The organism is Kitasatospora sp. NPDC047058 (assembly GCF_040643935.1).
Classification (GTDB): domain Bacteria; phylum Actinomycetota; class Actinomycetes; order Streptomycetales; family Streptomycetaceae; genus Kitasatospora.
On sequence record NZ_JBEYVJ010000631.1, the window covers coordinates 1 to 2,903 of the forward strand.

General features: G+C 76.5%; 2 protein-coding genes. One reads left to right on the forward strand and one right to left on the reverse strand.

All coding sequences use genetic code 11. The features are described 5' to 3' along the window. The first annotated feature begins 100 nt into the window (after positions 1-100). Entirely contained in the window at positions 101-1,087 is a 987-nt protein-coding gene (locus tag ABZ885_RS38545) for a hypothetical protein (protein WP_360199467.1), read from the forward strand. A 72-nt stretch (positions 1,088-1,159) separates the two neighbouring features. Here ABZ885_RS38545 and ABZ885_RS38550 read toward each other — a convergent pair whose 3' ends face one another. Beyond that, on the reverse strand, positions 1,160-2,875 hold the full coding sequence (locus ABZ885_RS38550) for a GAF domain-containing protein (RefSeq protein WP_360199469.1): 1,716 nt from the start codon (positions 2,873-2,875) through the stop codon (positions 1,160-1,162). Positions 2,876-2,903 lie beyond the last annotated feature (28 nt).

Genomic DNA, 2,903 nt, shown 5'->3' on the forward strand with positions numbered 1-2,903 from the left:
CGGAAGGGGCCGGAGATTGAGCCGAACGGCCCAAGCGCCGCGCCGCACCCCGGTCGCACGGTGGAAGTGGTCCACTCCTGCCACGCCCGAGGAGGCGGTCATGCCCACCCTCGCGCTCGACGCCGCCGCCCTGGAGACGCTCGTCTCCGCCGCGGTCGCCGCACCCTCGATCCACAACAGCCAGCCCTGGCGCTTCCGGCTGCAGCCCGACACCTCCACCCTGGAGGTCCGCGCCGACCGGACCCGCGCCGTCCCGGCCGCCGACCCCCAGGGCCGGGCGCTGCACCTCTCCGTCGGCGCCGCCGTCCTCAACCTGCGCGTCGCCGCCCGCCACCTGGGCTGGGCCCCGGAGGTCCGCCTGCTGCCCGACCCGGCCGAACCGGACCTGTTCGCCGACGTGCGCCTGGACACCGCCGCACCCGCGAGGGCACCGGGCACGGACCGGCTGTACGAGGCGATCTGGCACCGCCACACCATCCGCACGCCGTTCACCGGGGAGACCGTCCCGCAGGCCGTCCTCGACGAGCTCACGGCGGCCGCCCTGGCCGAGGACGCCGAACTCCACCTGCCCGGCGCCGCGGAGACCGACCGGCTGCTGCACCTCACCGCCGAGGCCGAGCGCCGCAACACCACGGACCCGGCCCAGCGGGACGAGAGCCGCAGCTGGATCCGCACCGGCAGCGGCCCGGCGTACGGCATCCCGGCCGGCGCGCTCGGCCCGCAGGACCGGGCCGGCCGGCTGCCCGTGCGGGACTTCGCGGCGATCCGCGCCGCCGAACACCGGGCTCCCGCCGCCTTCGAGAGCGAACCGTGCATCGGCGTGCTCACCACCGGGCGCGACGCGCCGGCCGACTGGCTGCGCGCCGGACTCGCGCTGGAACACGTCCTGCTCGCCGCCACCGTCCACCGGGTCCGCGCCTCCCTGCTGCATCAGGCGATGGAGTGGCCCTACCTGCGCTGGGCCGCCCGTGACCCCCGTGAACACCCCGGGCACGTCCAGATGCTGATCCGCCTCGGCTACGGCCCCGAGGGCGCCCCGACCCCGCGCCTGGCGGCCGGCGACGTGACGGAACCGGAGGGGACGTGACGGTGCCGGAGGGGTCGTAAGGCATCGGGGGTCGTGACGGTGCCGGGGGCGGCCGGGCGGGCCTGCGGGCGGTCAGGCCTCCGGCAGCGGGACCTGCCAGGTCAGCTCGGTGCCGCCCTCCGGCCGGCGACGGGCGGTGAAGGTGCCGCCGAGGGTGGCGGCGCGGTCGGCGAGGTTGGCGAGCCCGCTGCGGCGGCCGTCCTCGGGGAGGCCGACGCCGTTGTCGGTCACCGTGAGCGTCAGCCCGGCCGAGGCGTCGACGGAGACGTCGACGGCGCTCGCGGCGGCGTGGCGGGCGGCGTTGGAGAGGGCCTCCTCCAGGACGGCGACGGCGGCGTCCGCGACCTCGGCGGGCACGGTGACGTCGAGCAGGCCGGTCATCCGCAGGGCGGGGGTGAAGCCGAGCGTCCGTGCGGCCCGCTGGACCACCTCGACCACCCGGGTGCGCAGGCCGGTCGCGGCGGGGCCGCGCTCGCGCAGCCGCAGGCCGAAGATGGTGGCGCGGATCGTCTTCGCCGTCTCGTCCAGGTCGTCGACGGCCCGCATGACGCGCTCGGCGGCTTCCGGATGGTCGATGAAGCGCGCGGCGCCCTGGAGGGTCATGCCGGTGGCGAAGAGCCGCTGGATCGCCAGGTCGTGCAGGTCGCGGGCGATCCGGTCGCGTTCCCGCAGCAGGGCGACCTGCTCGGAGTCCCGGCGGCGTTCGGCGAGTTCCATCGCCACCGCCGCCTGGCCGGCGAAGCCCAGCAGCGGGCCGGACTCGTCCTCCTCGAACAGCGGGGCGCCGGCCGCCCGGGCCAGCATCAACACGCCGCGCACCCCCCGCTCCGGGGTGCCGATCGGGACGGCGATCGCCGGGCCCAGGCCCTCCCAGCGCGGGGGACCGGCGGTGATCCTCGGGTCCTTCCGGACGTCGGTGCTGACCACGAGCCCGCCGGTGCGGACGGCCGCGCCGACGAACGACCCCTCGACCGGCAGCACCAGGCCGCGGTGCTGCCGCTCACCGAGGCCGACGGCGGTCCGCACCTCCAGTTCGCCGGCGTCCGGCAGCGGCAGGGCGACCACCGCGAGGTCCGCACCGGCGATCTCGGTGGCCCGGGCGAGCAGGAGGTCCAGCACCTCCTGCTCCGCACTCCCGGACAGCAGGCTGCTGGTGACCTCGGCGCTCGCCTCCAGCCAGCGCTGCCGCTGCCGGGCCCGGGCGTAGAGCCGGGCGTTGTCGATCGCGACGCCGGCCGCGACGGCGAGCGTGGCCAGGACCGACTCGTCCTCGGCGTCGAACTCGCCGCCGCCCCGCTTCTCGGTGAGGTACAGGTTGCCGAACACCTTGCCCCGGATCCGGATCGGCACCCCGAGGAAGGTGCGCATCGGCGGGTGGTTGGCCGGAAAGCCGTAGGAGCCGGGGTGGTCGGAGATCCGGGCGAGCCGCAGCGGCTCGGGGTGGCGGATCAGCTCGCCCAGGACACCGTGGCCGGAGGGCAGCGCGCCGATGTGCCTGACCTGCTCGTCGGTGAGGCCGACGGGGATGAACTGCGTCAGCCGCTGGTCCTCGCCGATCACGCCGAGCGCGCCGTACTCGGCGTCCACCAGGGTGACCGCCGCCTCCACGATGTGCCGCAGCGCCTGGGCCAGCTCGAGGTCGCGCCCGACCGCCAGCACCGCCTCCAGCAGGCTGTGCACCCGGTCGCGGGTGCCCCGGGCCGCGTCCAGCCGGGCCTGGAGCTCGTCGAGCAACTCGTCCAGGCGCAGCTGCGGCACGGGGCCGGGACTCTCCGACTCGCTGCCCAAGGGGACCTCCGCGGCTCTCCCGACGCCA

Excerpts from the sequence above, each read along its gene's own strand:
- ABZ885_RS38545 (WP_360199467.1), top strand. The coding sequence starts at position 101 with ATGCCCACCCTCGCGCTCGACGCCGCCGCCCTGGAGACGCTCGTCTCC.